Origin of the sequence: Peribacillus sp. V2I11, assembly GCF_030817135.1 — a bacterium.
GTDB lineage: Bacteria > Bacillota > Bacilli > Bacillales > DSM-1321 > Peribacillus > Peribacillus simplex.
Map to the genome: position 1 here is coordinate 4436165 of NZ_JAUSYW010000001.1, position 20241 is coordinate 4456405.

The 20241-nt window shown below is 41.0% G+C and carries 16 protein-coding genes and 2 pseudogenes; 12 read left to right on the forward strand and 6 right to left on the reverse strand.

Going from position 1 to position 20241, the window contains the following annotated elements; all coding sequences use genetic code 11:
* Nucleotides 1–190: 190 nt before the first annotated feature.
* From QFZ73_RS21740 to QFZ73_RS21755, 4 genes and pseudogenes are all read left to right on the forward strand, one after another.
* The gene (locus QFZ73_RS21740) at nt 191–1069 is read left to right on the forward strand and encodes an FAD synthetase family protein (RefSeq protein WP_307270556.1); all 879 of its coding nucleotides are present in this window, start codon (nt 191–193) and stop codon (nt 1067–1069) included.
* 190 nt (nt 1070–1259) lie between these two features.
* Nucleotides 1260–1598 (forward strand): DUF485 domain-containing protein, encoded by a 339-nt coding sequence (locus QFZ73_RS21745; protein WP_307270560.1) that lies wholly within the window; start codon nt 1260–1262, stop codon nt 1596–1598.
* Nucleotides 1599–1601: 3 nt separating this feature from the next.
* Nucleotides 1602–3167 carry a solute symporter family protein gene (locus QFZ73_RS21750; protein ID WP_307270563.1) on the forward strand — a complete coding sequence of 522 codons (1566 nt, stop codon included), beginning with the start codon at nt 1602–1604 and terminating at the stop codon, nt 3165–3167.
* Nucleotides 3168–3508: 341 nt separating this feature from the next.
* A pseudogene (locus QFZ73_RS21755) lies at nt 3509–4810 on the forward strand (IS3 family transposase).
* 139 nt (nt 4811–4949) lie between these two features.
* Here the strand turns inward: QFZ73_RS21755 and QFZ73_RS21760 are convergent.
* The gene (locus QFZ73_RS21760; RefSeq protein WP_307270566.1) at nt 4950–5819 is read right to left on the reverse strand and encodes a LysR family transcriptional regulator; all 870 of its coding nucleotides are present in this window, start codon (nt 5817–5819) and stop codon (nt 4950–4952) included.
* A gap of 164 nt (nt 5820–5983) precedes the next feature.
* Between QFZ73_RS21760 and hpaB the strand changes: the two genes are divergently transcribed.
* Nucleotides 5984–7456, forward strand: a complete 1473-nt coding sequence (gene hpaB / locus QFZ73_RS21765; RefSeq protein ID WP_251430556.1) for a 4-hydroxyphenylacetate 3-monooxygenase, oxygenase component — start codon at nt 5984–5986, stop codon at nt 7454–7456.
* 78 nt (nt 7457–7534) lie between these two features.
* On the opposite strand, the gene QFZ73_RS21770 is transcribed toward hpaB, so the two are convergent.
* From QFZ73_RS21770 to QFZ73_RS21780, 3 genes are read right to left on the reverse strand one after another with little or no spacing between them, the layout of a single operon-like run.
* On the reverse strand, nt 7535–7921 hold the full coding sequence (locus QFZ73_RS21770) for a 5-carboxymethyl-2-hydroxymuconate Delta-isomerase (RefSeq protein WP_251430558.1): 387 nt from the start codon (nt 7919–7921) through the stop codon (nt 7535–7537).
* A 17-nt stretch (nt 7922–7938) separates the two neighbouring features.
* A complete protein-coding gene (locus QFZ73_RS21775) occupies nt 7939–8727 on the reverse strand; it encodes a fumarylacetoacetate hydrolase family protein (RefSeq protein WP_251430570.1) in 789 nt (262 codons plus the stop codon).
* A complete protein-coding gene (locus QFZ73_RS21780; protein WP_307270575.1) occupies nt 8724–9512 on the reverse strand; it encodes a fumarylacetoacetate hydrolase family protein in 789 nt (262 codons plus the stop codon). Before QFZ73_RS21780 ends, QFZ73_RS21775 begins: the two co-directional genes overlap by 4 nt.
* A gap of 208 nt (nt 9513–9720) precedes the next feature.
* Between QFZ73_RS21780 and QFZ73_RS21785 the strand changes: the two are divergent.
* The 7 genes and pseudogenes from QFZ73_RS21785 to QFZ73_RS21815 form a co-directional block, all read left to right on the forward strand.
* A pseudogene (locus QFZ73_RS21785) lies at nt 9721–10457 on the forward strand (4-hydroxyphenylacetate 3-hydroxylase N-terminal domain-containing protein); the annotation flags it as partial.
* Between the two features lie 111 nt (nt 10458–10568).
* A complete protein-coding gene (locus QFZ73_RS21790) occupies nt 10569–11249 on the forward strand; it encodes a 4-hydroxyphenylacetate 3-hydroxylase C-terminal domain-containing protein (protein ID WP_307272972.1) in 681 nt (226 codons plus the stop codon).
* Nucleotides 11250–11398: 149 nt separating this feature from the next.
* Entirely contained in the window at nt 11399–13258 is a 1860-nt protein-coding gene (locus QFZ73_RS21795; RefSeq protein WP_307270578.1) for a XylR N-terminal domain-containing protein, read from the forward strand.
* Nucleotides 13259–13513: 255 nt separating this feature from the next.
* The gene (gene asnS, locus QFZ73_RS21800; protein WP_251430590.1) at nt 13514–14806 is read left to right on the forward strand and encodes an asparagine--tRNA ligase; all 1293 of its coding nucleotides are present in this window, start codon (nt 13514–13516) and stop codon (nt 14804–14806) included.
* Between the two features lie 116 nt (nt 14807–14922).
* Complete coding sequence (locus QFZ73_RS21805; RefSeq protein WP_251430594.1) at nt 14923–15618, forward strand: DnaD domain-containing protein; 696 nt, start codon at nt 14923–14925, stop codon at nt 15616–15618.
* Between the two features lie 22 nt (nt 15619–15640).
* Nucleotides 15641–16297 carry an endonuclease III gene (gene nth / locus QFZ73_RS21810; RefSeq protein ID WP_307270585.1) on the forward strand — a complete coding sequence of 219 codons (657 nt, stop codon included), beginning with the start codon at nt 15641–15643 and terminating at the stop codon, nt 16295–16297.
* Nucleotides 16294–16833, forward strand: coding sequence for a YpoC family protein (locus tag QFZ73_RS21815; protein ID WP_251430601.1), 540 nt, complete (start codon nt 16294–16296; stop codon nt 16831–16833). The genes nth and QFZ73_RS21815 overlap by 4 nt, the downstream gene beginning before the upstream one ends.
* A gap of 36 nt (nt 16834–16869) precedes the next feature.
* Here the strand turns inward: QFZ73_RS21815 and QFZ73_RS21820 are convergent, their stop codons facing one another.
* The gene (locus QFZ73_RS21820; RefSeq protein ID WP_307270591.1) at nt 16870–19602 is read right to left on the reverse strand and encodes a PBP1A family penicillin-binding protein; all 2733 of its coding nucleotides are present in this window, start codon (nt 19600–19602) and stop codon (nt 16870–16872) included.
* A 27-nt stretch (nt 19603–19629) separates the two neighbouring features.
* On the reverse strand, nt 19630–20241 hold the full coding sequence (gene recU / locus QFZ73_RS21825) for a Holliday junction resolvase RecU (RefSeq protein ID WP_251430607.1): 612 nt from the start codon (nt 20239–20241) through the stop codon (nt 19630–19632).

The window sequence follows — 20241 nt, forward strand, 5'->3', positions numbered from 1 at the left end:
TTTCGCAAAACATACATTGACTCCCATGGTCATTTGGATAGGTTGCTAGTGCATATATACCTGTTCCAAGACCTTTTGTCACCGTTTAAGGGAATGGGTGAATAGTTGAGGGAAAACTGCTGGATCACGGAAGGTTTGTTTACTGAGTCTATAATGGAACCTTTCAAGAAGCAAAGGAAGGAAGATGGATTTGGATATCATTCATGTTCAGCACCCACTTTCCAGTATATATACAGCAGAAGCAGAACCGTGTGTGCTGGCTCTTGGATTTTTCGACGGAGTTCATCTAGGCCATCAAGAATTGATTAATCTAGCCAAATGGATTGCTATACAGCAAGATTTGAAATTGGCAGTCATGACATTTTTTCCACATCCAAAGCAAATCATAGGAAACGATCAAACGCCCCACACATACATTACTCCATTAGAGCAAAAAGCAAAAATAATGCAGGATTTAGGAGTAGAAACCTTGATAGTCGTGAACTTCGATTCCGCATTTGCCCATCTTTCACCCTCTGGTTTTATCGAGGATTATCTATGTGGTTTTAAATGCAAACATGCCGTGGCTGGATTCGATTTCCGTTATGGGCATAAAGGGGAAGGAAATATGGAAACGCTGAAAATCGAAGGTAAGCGATTTTTTAAAGTGACGGAAATGAATAAATTTGAAATTGACCATGAAAAAGTAAGTTTCACTATGCTTAGAAACTTGATTGCGGATGGTCGGTTCGCAGATATCCCGTCATGCCTTGGCACATATTTTGAAAGTCAGGGGACACTCAATTTCAAGGATAATCAACACGTTCTAGTTACATTATCGGAAGCATTCCTGACACCCCCGCCAGGCGTTTATTTAATCGAAATCCAAAACGAAGGAAATGTTCATGAGGGAATTGGCTATCAAACAATGGACAGATCATTTCAAGAGAGTTGGCACTTACATTTCAATGATTCTCTTCCCTTGGAAGGAAAGAAGATTCATATCAAATGGAAAAGTGGAAGTATAAAGAAGTCGAAACGGATGACGTTTATGCGAGCCAAGTCTATTGCGAAAGTGCAAGCCTTCTAAAAGATATGGTCTGGGACAGGGCAGCAGTGGGAACTTACTGCTGCCCTATCTGTAAGCGTCATCGGTAAAACAAAAGAAGTACGGAGAGCTTAGGGAATGGGCTGTGCAGATGAGTTTGTTTGGGTTTTGGGAGGGAGGGGGATTAAAGTACCGTCCTTGGAAAAATAAATACCAGAAGAGGTGTGAAGTGATGGTTCAGTTGGAAAAAAACCTAGAAGAATCGGAACAAACCAATCCAGTGGATTATGAAAAGATTGTTGCCTCCAAAGAGTTTCAGAATATGCTTTCCGATAAAAAGAAATTCGTCATCCCTTTTACGATTTTCTTTATGGGATATTCCCTGCTTTTGCCCTTCTTAGTTTTTTACACAGATATCCTGGAACACCCATTCATTGGTGACATAACGTGGGCGTGGGTGTACGGTGTTTCCATTACGGTTATGTCTGTATGGGTTTGCAGCATATATGTAAGGAAATCAGAAAGAATCGATGAACAAATAAAAGAAATCATCGAGAAAGAAGGGCTTTGAAACATGAATTGGACAGTTATCATTCTCTTTGCGCTAATGTCGATAGGAACCCTTTTCATCACGTACTTCGCTTCCAAAAAAACTAAAACGGCAGGCTCTTTTTATACGGCTGGAGGCGGGTTGACCGCTAGGCAAAATGGGCTTGCATTGGCCGGGGATTTTATGTCGGCTTCCACGTTTTTAGGATTGATTGGAGCATTTTCCTTAACTGGTTATGATGGATTTTTTCTGATGTATGGAGCACTTGTTTCATTTCTTGTCGTGTTATTCCTAGTGGCAGAACCTTTAAGGAACTTAGGAAAATACACATTGGCTGATATGGTGACTACAAGGTTTAAATATAAACAGGTCCGGGGAGTGACGGCTTTTAATACCCTGGTTATATCAGTCATGTATATGCTGGGTCAACTTGTTGCGGCAGGTGCTTTATTTAAATTGCTTTTAGACATCCCGTATAATACCTCAGTCATCATCGTAGGTATTGCAATGTTGGTATTTGTTCTATTTGGGGGGATGACGGCGACGAGCTGGGTGCAGATCATTAAAGCCATCCTGCTGATTGGCGGAGTCTTTATATTATTCATGATCGTCATGTGGAAGTTGAATTTTAGTTTCATCGGAATTTTCACGGATATGAAAACAGCGACACCCATGGGTGCAGATTACCTGAAGGCAGGTATTAAATATGCAAGTGGGTGGGATGCAGCTTCCTTGTCACTGGGCCTAATTCTGGGAACGGCAGGTCTACCGCACATTTTAATACGTTTTTTGACTGTCCCTAATGCACGAGTGGCAAGAAAGTCGGTTGTTTGGGTGATGTGGATTATGGGTGCTTTCCATATCATGGTCATTTTTCTCGGATTCGGTGCTGCGAAGTTGGTTGGAACAACGAATATAATGGCCGCTAATCCAGCGGGTAACATGGCTGCACCTTTATTGGCCCAACTTGTGGGCGGGGATATCTTATTCGCCTTTATTGCGGCCGTTTCCTTTGCAACGATACTCGCAGTTGTTGCGGGAATAGTTTTAACAGGTGCGACGGCATTTTCACATGATTTTTATAATGAAATATTAAAAGATGGACAAGCGACGGAAAAACAGCAAATGACGATGGCTAGATGGGCTTCCATTGGTGTGACTGCACTTGCGATCGTATTATCATTAGGCCTGCAGGAATTCAATGTAGCGTTTCTGGCATCGATTGCCTTTACATTGGCCGCTAGTTCGAATTTGCCAGTCATCCTTCTTACGATCTATTGGAAAAAATTCAATAAAACCGGTGCAATAGTCGGTATGATGACAGGTCTTTTTGGGACACTTTTGCTCGTGGCACTAAGTCCAAATGTCTGGAACCCGGTCCCCGGTGCCACCATTATGACAGGTGACCCGATTTTCCCTTTAAATTCACCAGGAATCGTTTCCATTCCGCTTGGGTTCCTCGCATGCTATTTAGGTACCCTGTTCGGTAACCGCAGGACAGGTTTGAAAACGGTTACAAAAGACAATTATAATGAAATCCTCGTAAAGTCCAATACCGGTCATGCTGTTAAGGGTATTTTACGACATTGAATGATGTAAAAGCATGCCAGAAAATAATGCGCAGGTCATCAGGACTTGAGAATTGATTTGAAAAAGCAACCATCTCCTGATGAACTATACCCCGGATAACGGACACACATAAAAAAGTGTCCCTTAGGGACTGTTGACAAACTAAAGAATCTCATAACCGGACACAACATATAGTAAACAAAAAAAGAAGATAAACACTACATTCAGTAGATGTTCATCTTTTTTTGTTTAAAGGGGTATTTGTCAACAGCCCCCTTATCCGGGTTTTTTTATGTTTCAATAGATGTAATGAGTATGGACGGAGGGTTTCTATGAGTAAGAATATATAAACTGAATATCAGATTAAAGAACTTGAAAAGAATCCAAATATCATTAGTGTTTCCGAGCGATCTATTTCCTATTGTCCGGAATTTAGACAAAAGCAGTTAAAGAATATAAAAAGGGGAAAACCCCCTCTCAAATTTTCATTATCCAGGGATTTAATCTCGAAATAATTGGCAAGAATCAACCCAAGCGTTGTCTACAGCGCTGGCGTAGTACCTTTGAAAGGTTTGGTGAGGAAGGCTTCCTTACGGAACGCCGTGGAAAAGGAAGTACAGGACGCCCCACTTCCAAGGCACAGTCTGTAGAGGACCAACTTAGGAAGGCCGAGGCGAGAATCAAATTCCTTGAAGCAGAAAATGACTTCCTAAAAAAGCTGGAAGAGCTAGAAAGGCAGGCTTTGAAAAAGAAATAATTCTAACTGCTGCGGAGAAGTTCTATTTGATTGAAAGAATGATCAGAATACATCAATTAAAGAAGGCTGTTTCCTATCTATGCAAATTGGCTGGTGTAAGTCGAAGTGGCTACTATGATTGGTTAAAAGCAGCTCCTTACCGTGAGCTTCGTGAAGAACAGGATGAATTGGACATAGAATTGATCAGAAATATTTTCATCAGTAAAAAGGAAAAGGTAGGCGCCCTTCAAATCAAAATGATTATGGAGAATGACTACTCGGCCGTCATGAATCATAAGAAAATCAGACGGTTGATGTCAAAGTATAATCTTCCAGCGAAAATCAGAAGGGCCAACCCGTATCGGAAGATGGCCAAGGCAACCAAGGAGCACCTTACTTGTCCAAACCTCCTTAATCGTGAATTCAATCAGGAGGAGCCAGGGAAGGTCCTGCTTACTGACATTACCTATCTTTATTATGGGAAAGGCCAAAAAGCGTATTTATCCTGCGTAAAAGAAGCCGCCACAAAAGAAATCGTTACGTACCTTTTATCCACTTCATTAGAAATGGATATCGTTTACGAGACTTTAAATAAGCTAAAGCAGGCTGTGAGTCACAAGTTTCATCCGAATGCAATCCTTCATTCTGACCAGGGGTTCCATTACACCCATCCGCTATTTCAACACAAAGTGAAGGAACTTGGGCTAACCCATCCATGTCCCGTAAGGGAAACTGTTGGGACTATGCGCCGATGGAAAGTTTCTTTGGCCACTTTAAGGATTTGGCAGAATATAAGACGTGTACTAATTTAACAGATTTGCAGGAAGAAGTTGATCGAGTTATTGAAGAATATAATAATCATCGTTATCAATGGGGGCTAAAGAAAATGGCCCCGGTACAATACCGGGACCACTTATTAGCCGCTTAGGCACTTTTTTAATACTGTCGTAAATTGGGGCACAGTTCACTAATAGGTTGCTTTTTTTCTTTTCATTGGATGAAATTGAAAACCAACACCAGAGATTATTAGAAGAGGTACAAATGAATATTCATTTGTAACTGGCCATTCATTCAGAAAATGTTTCTAGAAATTTGACGGCGCCTTTGGAAAGATAGTGTTCTTCGAGCCAAATAAGGGCGGCTTCCGATTGTACTTCACAATCTATCAATTCGACTATTTTTATACCCTGTGTTGAAAACGACTTGGATGTGGTACGTGGCATGATGGTAGCGCCTATTCCTTCCTTCACCAAAGATAATATCATTGCTGCATCAGGACATTCACATACAATCGTAGGTTCAAATCCATGTCTGAAGCATTCATCCACTATAAGTTCATAAGTACCTTGACCGCTTACCCTATGCAGCAATAAGAGGGGAAATTCCTTAATTTGTTTAAATTCGATGGAGTCTGGGATATCCCAATCATTTGGGGTGACTAGCACAAAATCTTCCGGCGGAAGGTTAACCGATGCGAATTGCTTACCGTTAATTGGAAGCCGTACAATGGCCAACTCGATTTCCCTGTTTATTAAGCCTTCCGTCAAACGGAATGTATCACCTTCCATTAACTTGAAGCGTATGTCAGGGTATTTTACTCTAAAGGTTCTCATCCTTTGCGGAATGTAAGAAAAGCAAGTTTTTACTGACCCAATGGAAAGAGTGCCCTTTACCCCTTTACTGACTTCCTTCACTTCCAGAAGTGTTTCTTCAAACTGATTCAAAAGGGCTTCAGCTTTTTTATATAGGACCTTGCCAGTTTCAGTGAGTTCAAGTCTCTTCCCATTCCGATCGAAAAGTTTTTCACCGATTTCCATTTCCATCAATTTAAGTTGCTGGCTAAGAGGCGGTTGAGCCATATGTAATTTTTTTGCGGCTTTGGTTACTTGTTCTTCCTGAACGATTGTCACAAAATATTTTAACTGCCGGATATCCATTTTATACACCTCATACATATGATTTACATATACATATTGAATTTTTTAAGTATTTTATATATATCATAACACATGGTATATTTTGTTATAGTAATTAATTCAATATTTGGAATTTATTTAATTGTAAGCGCTTCATTACATTGGAACCAAAGGGGGATGCAAGCATGCCGGCTAAAACAGGTAAAGAATATATCGATAGGGTAGACAAAGCAAAGGCGAATGTATGGATCAATGGGGAGCAAGTAAAAGATAAGATCAGTGAACACCCAGCTTTTAAAGGGGTCATGAAAACACAGGCCGAATTATATGATCTACAGCATGATTCCGCGAAAAATGACATCATGACTTATATTTCACCAACTTCAAACGAAAGAGTAGGGACCTCATTCATGCAGCCGCGGACTAAGGAAGACCTTGAAAAAAGGAGGAAAATGATTCAAGAATGGGCAAGACATAATAATGGAATGATGGGGCGTTCACCTGACTATATCAACAGTGGGATGATGGCGTACGGTACTGCAGCTGATATGTTCGGCACTCAGGATTCGGCATTTGCTAAAAATATGAAAGATTATTATGAACTCTGCCGTGAAAAGGATTTGTCTTTGACACATACCCTGATTCAACCCCAGGTTAATAGGGGAGTTAGTGCCGCAAAGCTACCCGACCCTTACATCGCTGCACGGATTGCTGGCAAGAATTCAGAAGGGCTTATTATAAAGGGTGCCAGATTATTAGCTACACAAGGAGGAATAACGGATGAAATAATGGTTTTCCCTTCAACATTGCTTAAACAATCGGAAGAAGAAAACCCTTATGCATTCGCATTCTCCATACCAAATAATACACCGGGGTTGAAATTCATCTGCCGTGAATCATTCGACTATGGCAAATCACATTTTGACCATCCACTTGGTTCACGATTTGAGGAAATGGATACGATTATCGTTTTTGATGATGTAGTCGTTCCTTGGAATCGGGTATTTGCATATGGGGATGTCGGCATTTGCAACCAGGCCTATAATGAAAGCAATGCAGTTGTTCATATGACCCATCAGGTGGTAGCGAAGAATATCGCAAAAACCGAGTTCATTCTAGGGATTTTGCAACTAATGGTGGAAACCATCAATATTGGGCAATACCAGCATGTTCAGGAGAAAATCTCGGAAGTCATCATAGCGCTTGAAACGGTAAAGGCTTTCATTACAGCTTCGGAGGCAAACGCGAAAGTGGATAAGTGGGGAATGATGACACCCGATTTCACACCGTTAAACATAGCCCGTAATTATTATCCGAAGATTTACCCTAGATTCAGTGAAATAATGCAGCTTCTTGGAGCTAGTGGCTTAATGGCGATACCAAATGAAGCCGATTTCAATTCGGAGCTTCGACCGGATTTGGATAAATATCTTCAAGCCGCGAATGGTGGAGCCTATGACAGGGTTAAATTGTATCGTCTCGCATGGGATGTATGCATGAGTTCATTTGGATCCAGGCAAACGCTGTACGAAAGATTCTTTTTTGGGGATCCGGTCCGTATGGCAAGCGCTTTATATAACGGCTATGATAAACAGGAATATGTGGACCGTGTCAAGGAGTTCTTGAACCGCACCGAAAACCTTGCAGAAATCAACTGAGTCCGGTTGCAGTGGCAAAACATTATAATTTAAAGGCCTTCCCGATGATGAGGAAGGCCTTTAAATATGAAATCTTGTTCATTTATTATATCGATCATGGATATTATTCTTTTTATATGTGCCAAAATCACTGAATTCCGTAAGTTCCATGGAGAGGGCAAGATATCTTTTTGAAAAGAGGGATGCCAAATGGGATTCCATCGTTTCGAAAAGTTGGTCACATACTTTGGTTTTATCACTGTCCTGGCGTCCAGCGCCAATTTTTAGTATGGCATGAACAAAGGCATCATCCTCTGTACCATCGGCAACACGATAATGCTTCAATTCAATGGCCCGGGATCGAATTCCGCCAATTGGAAAGATGGAAGGATAGGATATCAGTACATCATTCACCTTCCTTAATAAGCCGTCAATCTGGATTTCATCTTTGATATTATCCGTATATTCAATAATAATATGAGGCATGTGATTAGTCCCTTCCGTTAATTATGGATTTTTAGATGCGGCCGATCCCCGCCTTCAGTAAATATATCGTCACCGACTATTGTGCTAACAAGTTTCCCGATACCTTCAATTTCAGTGATGATTTCATCGCCTACAGCAGTATCCGCCAATCCTTCAGGTGTGCCTGTCAATATGATATCGCCTGGGCTTAATGTCATGAAGCTGCTGAAATATTCAATTAAATCAGCAATGCCGAAAATCATGTCTTTCGTGTTACCTTGCTGAGTCAATTTTCCGTTGACGTAAGTTTTGATGGCAAGATTCGAAGGATCTGGAATATCTTCGGCATCGACTAGCCAAGGACCAATGGGGGTGCAGGTATCACGATTTTTGACCTTTAAGTTTGGTCGGTAGTAATTCTCCAGATAATCCCGTATTGCATAATCATTTGCAATCGTATATCCACTTACATACTTAAAGGCTTCTTCCTTTTTTATGTTTTTCGCCTTTTTACCTATGACGACTGCCAGTTCACATTCATAATGCATATAAGCTGCATCAGCAGGCCGCCTTGTCTGTCCCTGGTGGCCGATAAAGGTATTGGGACCTTTTAAGAACGCAAGGGGTTCTTCCGGGGCTTTAAAAGCAAGCTCCTTCGCATGGTCTGCATAATTCAGGCCAAGCGCGAAGGCAGTTCGTGGTTCCACAGGGGGAAGCCAGACAACATCCTGCTCATTGACAACCCGGCCATCCGCCAATTTGAGCTGGCCATAATATTCTCTTGCTGGATGTACGGCACCTGCATAGGCTACACGTGCTCTCTTCATATAATCCCCTCCAGTGATAGTTTTTCCTCGGAAATGATAGTATTTTCCAAATATCCGATTTCGTCTATTTCTATTCTGACATGATCATCGGCTTTTGCCAGCGGTGCATTCTCTGGAACTCCAACTAGAAGGACGTCACCCGTACTCAAAGTCATGAAGTCAGTTACATCCTCAATAAGGCGGGATATGGAGCGAATTAGATTTGAAGTTGAATTTTCTTGCCTTAGCTCTCCATTTATATATACACGGATTCCTAAAGAATCGGGGTTGGAGATGGATTCCTTGGATACGACCCATGGACCGATCGGGCAAAATCCATCACGGGCTTTATGGCGGATGGCAGGACGGAAAACGCTTTCATGTGGAATGCTAATATCATTGGCGATCGTAAAACCTTCTATATAATCCAATGCATGTTCTTTCTTGACTCTTGTGGCCGTTTTACTGATTACTATTGCAAGTGCGGCCCCGATCTCCAATTCAGGTATGCCATTTGGAAGGGGAACTGGATTTGAAAAAGAAGAAAACGTATTTCTAGGTTTAATATAAAGGATCGGCCCTTTAGGAGGTTCATTATAAGGAGGATGGTCGATCTTTCCCTTCAATGCTTCCAATGATCCTTTATAGTTTAATAATGTTCCATATACCGTTCCTGAAATAGGGTTATCCAACTTGATTTGTGATACCTCATACTTATCTCCGTTCATTAATATATAGCGGTTCGACAGTATTTCCATTTCTTCTGAATAATCTGACTTTTGGAGTTTCACTCTTGCTTTTGCCATGGACACTCACCCCTTGATTTTATTAATAATCATATATGATATCGTATATGATTTTTTGTTTAAGTTCAACATATTTAGATTATTCAGTATAATTAGACAAAAAATGTTAGAAAAAAGATGGGTTTCAACAGAAAAATGTCTTGAACATTAAGTTAGTATGAAGCTAGGAATTCAAATTGAAAGATTGTGAATGGGGGATGTTCCGATGATGAATGGAAAAGAGTATTTAGAAAGTTTACGAGACGGAAGAACGGTATTCTTGAATGGCGATAAGGTAGATGATGTGACGACACACCCAGCATATCGCAATTCTGCCAGGTCAATTGCCCAACTATATGATGCTCTCCATGATCCGGTTACGGCACGGATTTTAACGACTAAGACAGATGAAGGCCATACTACCCATAAGTTCTTCAAGGCCTCAAAGAACGCAACAGAGCTGCTTGAAGCAAGGGATGCCATAGCAGAATGGTCAAAATTGAGCTATGGTTTCATGGGTCGCACCCCTGATTACAAAGCTGCTTTTACAGGATCATTGGGACCGTATAGCGATTTTTATAAGGGATTTGAAGATAATGCGAAAAGATGGTATGAAAAAAACACAAGGGACGTTCCCTTCTGTAACCATACAATTATAAATCCGGCAATGGACAGGAATAACCGCTACATGAAAATAAAGAGGTATTTGTACGTACGGTGGAAGAGCGGGATGATGGAATAATTGTAAGCGGAGCCAAAATGGTTGGAACCTCTGCAGCACTTACGAATTATAATTTTGTCGCGAATTATTCTCCTGTCGATCTTGGGGAAGGAGATAGAAGCCATGCATTGATTTTCTTTGTGCCGATGAACGCGCCGGGATTAAAAATGATCAGCAGACAGTCTTTTGAAGAAATGGCTGCCAGGACAGGCACTCCTTTCGATTACCCGCTTTCTAGTCGGTTCGACGAGAATGACGCAGTCATCGTCCTTGATCATGTATTCATCCCATGGGAGAATGTATTCGCCTATAATAATGTGGAAATTGCAAATGGTTTTAGATCCAAGACTGGGTGGATGAATCGATATACATTTCATGGCTGCACACGCTATGCGGTGAAATTGGACTTTATGGCTGGGCTTCTGATGAAGGCTACGGAAATGGCAGGAACGAATCAATTTAGGGGAGTTCAAGCCAATATCGGGGAAGTGCTTGCTTACAGGAATATGTTTTGGGCAATCTCGACAGCGATGGCTACAGATCCGGTGGAAGGACCGAATGGCACTGTTCTCCCCAATAGCACATATGCAACTGCATATAGGGTGTTCGCACCTATGGTTTGGCCAAAGGTGAAACAGATATTTGAACAGGTTGTAGCAGGTAATCTCATTCAACTCCCATCAAGCTCCAAGGATTTTTTAAACCCTGAGGTCCGTCCGTATCTCGATAAATATTATAAGGGTTCAGGTGGGGTTTCGGCAGTGGAAAGGGTAAAACTGATGAAACTTATATGGGATTCCATCGGAACGGAATTTGGTGGCAGGAATGAGTTATATGAAATCAATTATGCGGGTAACCATGAAAATATTAGGCTTGAAACCATGAAAATGGCAGAATTAAATGGACAATCGGATAAATTCAAAGCTTTTGTGGACTTGGCCATGAACGATTATGGCCTTCATGGCTGGACAAATGAAAAGTGGATAAATGCAGATGAAGGCATTAATGCTGATTTGATCCAGCTCCGAATGAATTAATCTGATTAAGAAAACATGAAAAAGAATGGTTTGTATCGGAATCCCATCGGTTTTTCCACTACTGCATGATATGAATGCGTTTACATTTATCTTGATAGGTAAGGTGTGGAAAAAGTATAATATTATGTAAAAGGAAGCCAGGGGGAATCATGACGAATCTTTTGAACCTTAAGAATGATGATGGTGAAATTCATTTAAATGATGAGAGGATGATCCTGACTTCCTCTTCAATTTTCGGAACCCTAAGAAAGGACTTGATCGAGAATATTGGATTTGAAAGAATGAAGTCTTTTTTAATACGTTATGGCTGGAATATCGGAGTCAATGATGCTAAAAAGGCACTAAAAGGGAATCTGTCAACGGTTAGGGAGATACTGAGGCAAGGCCCCATTTTACATATGCTGCAGGGGTATACAAAGGTTAATACTACGAAACTGGAATTATCGATGGGTAGTCAAGCGGATGTACACTCTGTAAAGGTGGAAGGGGTTTGGGTGAATTCCTATGAGGCAGAGGAACATATCACCCAAACAGGCATCGCGGAAAAGCCAGTCTGTTATACATTGACGGGATATGCAAGTGGATTTTACTCTACGGTCTGCGGTCATGAAGTGATTTTCAAGGAAAGTGCCTGTAAGGGAGCAGGGCAATCAGAGTGTAGATACGAAGGTAAATCGATACATTTATGGGGCACGGAGATTCAGGATGAGTTGAAATATTATAAAACCAAACCGATTGTACAAGAGCTTGCCGTAACATATGAAAAGCTGCTGGAGGAACGCAATAGTTTGTCAAAAGTGATGGATATTCATAATTTGCTGACAGAAGAGTTAATTAACGGAAGAAGCCTTCAATCCATAGTGAGGATGGTTTATCAGAAAACAAAAATACCTTTGTTGATGGAGAATTTCAATAGCAATCAGGTTTATCATGCTGGGTTTCACAAAGGGAAGGTAAGGGAAGTCAGGAATCAGCTCAAACTGATGAGGGAAAATGGTCCTGTCACCTTGGAGACCGGAAGAATCGTAAAAGATGGGATGGAGCTGCTTTATACCCCCATTACGTTACAAAATAAAACTTACGGCTATTGTGCCTTTGCGCAATCAAATCAAGTCGAAGGAAAAACGAACCTGGAAATCAATCGAATGATTCTTGAGAGGGTGTCCATGACTGGTTCCTTATTCCTCTTAAATGAGAAAAGCAGTTTTGAAGCCCTAGAAAGGGTGAAAGGTTTATTTCTTGAACAAATATTAAATGGAGAGTTTGCTACTAGAGAAGAAATAATCAAAAAAAGCATGTATTTAGACGCTTCATTGGATCATCCTTTCACCATTGCGGTGCTGGGGTATCGTTTTTCCTCCGATCGGGGGACAGAGAATGACTATTTCATTCAGCAGAAAATCATCGAAGAGATTAATAGTTTCTTTAAGAAGCGGAATCAAGTCGTCTTAACAGCCTTAAGGGATGGTCATATCGTATTGCTTATACCGCTAAGTCCTGGAAATGAATATCAATTTCGAACCAAGGAATGCATCAATCATCTATATACAGTTTTCAGCGGATATAACTTTAAAATGGGACTTAGCACAATAAGTGATGAATTGGAACGGGCTCACGATGTTTTTCAAGAAGCTTTAACCGCTTTGAATATGAATGAAGGAACTCGGGATATTATCAAATTTGAAGAAGTCGATCTGTTATCCATTTTAATGCATACTGGGAGTACTCCAGCGGTCCTGCAAAAAGCTGAGAAAATGCTGGGTCCTTTATTGATGAAAGATGATCCAAAAATGAATGAATTATTGAAAACGCTTTATGTATTTCTGCAATGCGGTGGAAATCTTGAATGCAGTATGAAAGAATTGAACATTTCAATGAGTGGTTTACGCTATCGGATCAAAAGACTTGAAGAGCTGCTTTCCTGCCAAATAAGAAATCCTAAAAGTGCTTTTCAATTATATGCATCATTTGAAACCCTGTTAAAGGCGAAAATGATTACCATTGGTTGATTGATTCAACCCTTTGTTTAAAAATAGAAATGGTCGATTGATACATATACTGAAATGATTTTATAAGAGCTTGGGCGTTAGTGAAAAGTAATCTATCATGCAAACTGGCGAATGCGCTACAAAAATATAATAAGAATGATATATAAGGCATGGAACTTCCGCTTCAATTGATTTATTTGCTTGTAAGCAGGGCTATGGGTATAATAAGTAGAGTAAATTCATTAGTAAGTTAAGCTATTTTTGGAGGTAAATTCCGTGAAAATTACAATAAAAGATGCTAGCAAATTCGTCGATCAAGAAGTTACAATTGGAGGCTGGCTTGCCAGCAAACGTTCCAGTGGGAAAATTGCTTTCCTTCAAATCCGTGATGGCTCTGGTTTCATTCAAGGTGTGGTCGTGAAAGCTGAAGTGGGTGAAGAAATTTTCGCTCGTGCGAAATCGGTTTCGCAAGAGTCATCCTTGTATGTAACAGGTGTCATTCAAAAGGATGAACGATCGCCGTTCGGTTATGAGTTACAGGTGAAAGATATTGAAATCATTCATGAATCATTGGATTATCCCATTACACCTAAAGCGCATGGTCCTGAATTCTTAATGGATAACCGCCATTTGTGGCTGCGTTCAAAACGGCAGCATGCAGTCATGAAAATCCGGAATGAAATAATCCGTGCTACATATGAATTCTTTAATGAAGAAGGTTTCGTTAAAGTGGATCCCCCAATTTTAACTGGAAGCGCACCAGAGGGAACGAGTGAATTGTTCGCGACTAAATACTTTGATGAGGATGCTTACCTTTCACAAAGTGGTCAACTCTATATGGAAGCGGCTGCCATGGCACTTGGGAAGGTATTTTCCTTTGGTCCTACCTTTAGGGCAGAAAAATCCAAAACAAGACGACATTTAATCGAGTTCTGGATGATTGAACCAGAAATGGCTTTTATCGAATTTAAAGAAAACCTGGAGGTTCAGGAGCAATTCGTTTCTTCCATCATCCAATCCGTATTGAAAAACTGTCAGCTTGAGTTGAATACACTTGGCCGTGATACAGCGAAGCTTCAACAAATTCAAGCTCCTTTCCCGCGTATTACATATGATGAAGCCATTAAGTTCCTTCATGAACAGGGATTTGACGATATCCAATGGGGTGATGATTTTGGAGCTCCGCATGAAACTGCGATAGCGGAAAGTTATGATAAGCCCGTTTTCATAACTCATTACCCAACCAAAATCAAACCTTTTTATATGCAGCCAGCCCCTGACAGGGAAGAAGTCGTTCTTTGTGCCGATTTGATCGCCCCGGAAGGATATGGGGAAATAATTGGCGGTTCAGAGCGGATTCATGATCAGGAATTGCTTGAACAGAGAATCAATGAACATGGCTTGAGCGAAGATGCTTACAAATGGTATATGGAATTAAGAAAATATGGCTCTGTACCGCATTCAGGCTTCGGTTTGGGTTTAGAACGCACCGTTGCATGGATCAGTGGAGTCGAGCATGTCCGGGAAACCATCCCGTTCCCACGTCTATTAAATCGATTATATCCTTGATCTCGTAATGAAACGGTTATCTTGCCATATTAGGCAGATAACCGTTTTTTGTTAAAATTATAAACTTATTCGGGGAGCCTTATTCATGTTATACTTAACCAGAGGTGTCCAAAAACATGAATAAAGAACATTTATATGCTTGGTTTAAGGAAGGAACGATAACGATTCCATCCTTTTTGTTGACTAACTATAGTACGATGGGACTGAATGAACAAGAAATGGTCCTATTATTACAATTGCAAAGCTTCATCGATAAAGGTAACCATTTTCCTGCACCATCCCAACTTTCTGACCGAATGACATTGCAGGAAACGGAATGTCTATTCTTGATCCAGCGTTTGGTCCAAAGGGGATTTGTTGAAATGGTGGTTGAAGGGAACCAAGAAATCGGACAGGAAAAATATTCTTTGTCTCCACTTTATGAAAAAATGATGGACTGTTTCTTGAAATCTTTGAAACAATCAGAGTCTGCTGAAATCCAAAAAGCGGGGGAGAGCCTTTATACGATTTTTGAACAGGAGTTTGGCCGCCCTTTATCTCCATTTGAATGTGAGACATTGGCAATGTGGATGGAGGACGACCATCAACCTGAGATCATTAAGTCAGCTCTAAGGGAGTCTGTCATTTCCGGAAAATTGAATTTCAGATACATTGATCGAATTTTATTTGAGTGGAAAAAGAATGGAATTAGAACCTTGGAACAGGCAAGGGAGCAAGGACAAAAATTTAGAGTTCACCAAAAGAGGGACCGAAAGACGGAAACTGCACAACCATTGAAAGATGTGCCTTTCTATAACTGGCTCGAGCAGTAATGTAAATTGAAGGAGAACCAATATGTTGAATAAAGCTCAAATTCGATATTGTCTGGATACGATGGGTGAAATGTTTCCGGATGCCCATTGTGAGCTGAATCACTCCAATCCATTTGAATTGGTGGTTGCTGTTGCCCTGTCAGCTCAGTGTACGGATGTATTAGTCAATAAAGTCACGAAGGATTTATTTCAGAAATATAAAACGCCTGAGGATTACATAAGCGTTCCGATAGAAGAGTTGGAAAATGACATTCGCTCAATCGGTTTGTTTCGTAACAAGGCTAAGAACATACAAAAGTTGTCGCGCATGCTGATCGAAGAATACGGTAAGGAAGTTCCCAGAGATCGTGATGAGCTTGTTAAATTGCCTGGCGTTGGCAGAAAGACGGCGAATGTAGTCGTTTCTGTTGCTTTTGATGTGCCAGCGATTGCTGTGGATACCCATGTAGAGCGTGTTTCCAAGCGCCTGGGATTATGCCGTTGGAAGGATAGTGTCCTCGAAGTTGAGAAAACGTTGATGGCTAAGATACCAAAGAATGAATGGTCCGTTACGCATCACCGCCTGATATTCTTTGGACGCTATCATTGCAAGGCCCAGTCACCAAGATGTGAAACCTGCCCGCTTCTCGAATTATGCCGTGAAGGAAAAAAAAGAATGAAAAGGAAAGAAGCCAATTGACGCAGTCCATATCATTAAAAGTCCCTGAAGGACTGGACCATCCTTTATTTTTTCCTGAAAAGGAAACCATTTTGGAAAAAGAGCGATATATAGGTTGGAGTGAATCGATCCCATTCGAGGCTTTCCCATATGAGTTACTTTATTATAATAATGTAGAGGCGTATGCTCCTTGGACTAAGGGGGCAATGCATGTAAAGGAACTGCTGGAAATATGGAAGGGAATTGATTCAGAATGCAGTTTGCTATTTTCTGAGCGAAAAGTGGGACAGACTTTGGGACTCATGAAGCAGGGTATAGGTTTATTTTTAACCGCAGTGTTCTGGATACATGGGAAGCCAGTGGTATTGAATGATTTCAGGGTCCAAATAGAATCCTTTAACAATATTCCAGTGAACATGGATGAAAGGCTTTCTTTCATCCTGGCAAGACCCGCTTTTTTTCATTCTTATAGACAGCTAAGTGAGTTGTTCCGAGAATTCGAAAAACAATATGTGAAGTTCATGATCAAAAATAAGAACAGCCAAAAAAACGTCTAAGCTAAAAGCTTAGACGTTTTTTTGGTCAATCTTTATTTATTCCGTATCTTTGTCTGGATCTGGGTCCGGGTTAGGGTCCGGGACAGGGGTTTCGACTGGTTTTTCCTCTTCTACCGTTCCAGGGTCAGTGGCATCATCTCCGCCTTCGACGTCCTCATCACCCTTATTCCCATTTCCGTCATCAGTGTTGTTGCCATTTCCGTTACCATTGTTATCATTGTTGCCATTTCCATTATTGCCATTATTGCCGTTATTGTCGATATTGCCGTTTTCGCCATTGTTATTTTTGTCTTCGTCTTTTTTATCTTCTTCGCCTTCAGCAGGAGTTTCTTGTTCCGTATCCTCACCTTCGGCCGGATCTTCAATCACCTCGTCCTCAGTATCCTCAGGGACAACGGCTTCAGCAGGTATATTGACAGATGTACTCGCAGGATCACTTTGTTGGTTATCCACTAGAGCTACCACTGAGAAAGTATATTTACTTCCAGGGGTTGGATTAGGGATAGTTAAACTAGTATCCTTCGATTTTTTTAATACGCTCTGTGCTCCGCCATCAACGGACATCTTAACCTCGAATTGGGTATTCCCATTACCTTTAGGATATGACCATGATAGATTGATTTCATTGCTTTCCTGGTTGTAAGAAGCGTTAATGCCAGGTGAGTCGATTTTTTCATATTCTGTCGTCACTTGTGTTGGCTCGTGACCTTTAACATAATATTCATAAGTGATTTTACTGCTTGGTGTATATTCATTGGCTTTAACAGCTGGATTCGAACCTTTGATGACTCCAACCTTCACAACACTGTCAGGTTGATCAAAGTCTTTCGTTTCCTTTGATTGAGCCATATGTTCCATTAAATTCTTAAAGATGGATTTAGGGATCCTTTGAGATGATTCACCCAGATATTCCATTTGCTCTCCAGATGCATTATCATAACCCGCCCAAACCGCAACTGTATAATTGGTTGTATAACCTGCCATCCAGCTATCTTTTACACCGGAAGATGGGATGTTGTTCTTTGCACGCTGTTCAGGCGTGAAATTGGTTGACCCCGTTTTACCGGCTACCGGGAGACTAGGTATATTGGCTAACCTTCCTGTTCCATAAGCTTCTTTCATGACGCTTTTCAACATGTCCGTCACGATGAAAGCTGTGGAATCTTTCATGACCGGTTTTGATTCCGTCTTGTTTTTGATGGTTGTTTTATCACGTAAAACAATCTTTTTCACACTATGAGGTTCATTATAGATACCGTTGTTTCCGAATGAACTGTATGCACCGGCAAGTTCAAGCGTTGAAACATCCTTACCGCCGCCCAATGCTGCAGATTCGGTAATTTCCTTGTCAAAAGGAATGCCAAGGTCGGTGGCAAAATCACGTGCCCGGTCCAAGCCGACTGCTTGAAGCGTTTTTAAGGCAGGAATATTTAATGACCGTGCTAGTGCCTCGCGAGTCGTTACAGTACCATAATGTCGTCCGGAAGCATTTTTAAGCGGTGTTCCATCACTGTAGGTATATTCCTCATCCTTGATTTGATGGTAGGTGGACCAATTTAAATATTCTACGGCAGGACCATAATCCAGAATCGGCTTAATGGTCGAACCAGGTGATCGCTTGGCATCCGTTGCATAATTCCAGCCGCGTTTAACCGTCGTGTTCCTGCCGCCGCCCACTGCTTTAATTTCACCAGTTTCTGTATCGAGTAATGTGACTCCTGCTTGGAGATCTTTACTTGGATAATTGATGATTTCATCACTGTTCAACATGTTATAGACATATTCCTGGGCATCTTTATCAATGGTCGTTTGGATTTCCAATCCATCGGTAAAGACGTTATAGTCACCCATATCCCCGACTTCCTCAATTACCAAATCGATGAACGCATCGTATGCGGTCGTATCGATTTGGCTCTTATCGATTTCTTGAAGTCCTTCTGTTATATCGATGCTTTGTGCATTTTTCATTTCCGTTTCGGTGATATAACCATGTTTATTCATTAAGTGCAGGACAATATCACGGCGTTCTTTCGCACGTTCAGGGTATTTATACGGGTCATACCTGCTTGGGCTTTGCGGTAATCCTACAAGCATGGCCGCTTCGTTCAATTTCAATTCGCTAAGATCTTTTCCATAATAAGTTTGCGATGCAGTTAAGATCCCGTTGGCACGGTTTGCAAAGAAAATCTTATTCACATACATTTCGAAAATTTCTTCTTTTGTATATTTTCTTTCAAGCTGTATGGATAGCCACATTTCCTGGACTTTCCTTTTAATGGTCTTATCAGGTGTTAAATAAGAACGCTTGATAACCTGCTGGGTCAATGTACTTGCACCCTCTGAGCCGAATCCGTTTTTGACGTTGGCTATGACGGCACTGCCCAGACGTAAGAAATCTACCCCGTGGTGTTCATAAAAGCGGGAATCTTCCGTTGCCAGGAAAGCTTCTTCGACAAGATCGGGGATGTCTTCATAATTTACATAATCCCGGTTTTCCTTTCCGATTTCAGCTAGCAATTTACCATTTTCATCGAGAATCTTGGATGTGACCGGATCTTTCAAAAGCTTTTCGTCAAGTTTTGGAGCGTCGCTTATAAAGTAAGCCATTGCAGCTCCTCCGGCAACCAAGCCTATTATTCCGATTGTAACAAGTATAAGGAAAATGCGCTTAAGCATATTGGTTGGCTTATTAGGGCCTTTCTTCGGTCCCTTTTTTTGTGTCTGCCCCTGCTTTCGGCGTTCTTCCCTAGTATTATATTTTTCAGCCATTACAGCTAACCTGCCTTTCTAAAAAAACTAAAAATTTTCTGAGATGAGCGAATCTACTACTTTAATATAGTCAATTCTCGGTTGAAAGCCAAGAGTAATCTTTCGTGAACTGCTTTCAACCTCTTGAAGAGTTATAGATTTGCGTCCGCCGTCTTTCATTCTCTTCCAATAAAAACTCAGTTGTTCAGAACTCATTAGATATATATCATCCATTGCGGAAAACCGGATGATGACAAATGCAATTCCGTCATGCTGAACGATATGTTTCATATGTTCGATTTGATGGTCATGAAAATTCTTCAGAGGGAAAGAACTGCTGTTCTTTGTTTCCTTTGCCTCAAAATCAATGTACTTTCCTTTATAAACACCATTGTAATCGGTGGTCGATGCTTGTTTGAAATAGGCTTCTTTAATGACTGCAGCACTTCTTTTCGGGTAATGGACATCGACAATTTGAATGGGTGTCGGTTTTTTATGGATGACGGCAATGCCGTGTGTTAAATAATACTGATTGGTTTCGTTCAAATCGTCTTCCAATGTTTTTCCCCGGTTGCTGTAACTGTTTTTTTTTAGTGGGCTTTTCTTTTCTTCCATAGCCTGCGGTACAAATCTTCGTCCGTTGGGATAATGAAATGCCAC

What these genes read in the sequence shown, in the direction of transcription:
- QFZ73_RS21745 (WP_307270560.1), top strand. Translation starts at nt 1,260, where the DNA reads ATGGTTCAGTTGGAAAAAAACCTAGAAGAATCGGAACAAACCAATCCA.
- QFZ73_RS21750 (WP_307270563.1), top strand. Translation starts at nt 1,602, where the DNA reads ATGAATTGGACAGTTATCATTCTCTTTGCGCTAATGTCGATAGGAACC.
- QFZ73_RS21760 (WP_307270566.1), bottom strand. Translation starts at nt 5,819, where the DNA reads ATGGATATCCGGCAGTTAAAATATTTTGTGACAATCGTTCAGGAAGAA.
- hpaB (WP_251430556.1), top strand. Translation starts at nt 5,984, where the DNA reads ATGCCGGCTAAAACAGGTAAAGAATATATCGATAGGGTAGACAAAGCA.
- QFZ73_RS21770 (WP_251430558.1), bottom strand. Translation starts at nt 7,921, where the DNA reads ATGCCTCATATTATTATTGAATATACGGATAATATCAAAGATGAAATC.
- QFZ73_RS21775 (WP_251430570.1), bottom strand. Translation starts at nt 8,727, where the DNA reads ATGAAGAGAGCACGTGTAGCCTATGCAGGTGCCGTACATCCAGCAAGA.
- QFZ73_RS21780 (WP_307270575.1), bottom strand. Translation starts at nt 9,512, where the DNA reads ATGGCAAAAGCAAGAGTGAAACTCCAAAAGTCAGATTATTCAGAAGAA.
- QFZ73_RS21790 (WP_307272972.1), top strand. Translation starts at nt 10,569, where the DNA reads ATGAATCGATATACATTTCATGGCTGCACACGCTATGCGGTGAAATTG.
- QFZ73_RS21795 (WP_307270578.1), top strand. Translation starts at nt 11,399, where the DNA reads ATGACGAATCTTTTGAACCTTAAGAATGATGATGGTGAAATTCATTTA.
- QFZ73_RS21805 (WP_251430594.1), top strand. Translation starts at nt 14,923, where the DNA reads ATGAATAAAGAACATTTATATGCTTGGTTTAAGGAAGGAACGATAACG.
- nth (WP_307270585.1), top strand. Translation starts at nt 15,641, where the DNA reads ATGTTGAATAAAGCTCAAATTCGATATTGTCTGGATACGATGGGTGAA.
- QFZ73_RS21820 (WP_307270591.1), bottom strand. Translation starts at nt 19,602, where the DNA reads ATGGCTGAAAAATATAATACTAGGGAAGAACGCCGAAAGCAGGGGCAG.